The sequence below is a fragment of the Aquitalea sp. ASV11 genome, from assembly GCF_016429185.1.
In the GTDB taxonomy this organism is placed as follows: domain Bacteria; phylum Pseudomonadota; class Gammaproteobacteria; order Burkholderiales; family Chromobacteriaceae; genus Aquitalea; species Aquitalea pelogenes.
The window spans coordinates 1-253 of sequence record NZ_JAELUD010000330.1 but is presented as its reverse complement, the minus strand read 5'-3'; the positions used below and the strand labels follow the sequence as shown (position 1 = coordinate 253).

Annotated in this window: 1 protein-coding gene; it reads right to left on the bottom strand. The window is 100.0% G+C overall.

Going from position 1 to position 253, the window contains the following annotated elements:
• Nucleotides 1-253 (bottom strand): hypothetical protein (locus JHD62_RS23200; RefSeq protein WP_199104709.1); only part of this gene is annotated, 253 nt, incomplete at both ends.

Sequence of the window (253 nt, the reverse complement as noted above, 5' to 3'; positions counted from 1 at the left end):
CCCCCCCCCCCCCCCCCCCCCCCCCCCCCCCCCCCCCCCCCCCCCCCCCCCCCCCCCCCCCCCCCCCCCCCCCCCCCCCCCCCCCCCCCCCCCCCCCCCCCCCCCCCCCCCCCCCCCCCCCCCCCGCCCCCCCCCCCCCCCCCCCCCCCCCCCCCCCCCCCCCCCCCCCCCCCCCCCCCCCCCCCCCCCCCCCCCCCCCCCCCCCCCCCCCCCCCCCCCCCCCCCCCCCCCCCCCCCCCCCCCCCCCCCCCCC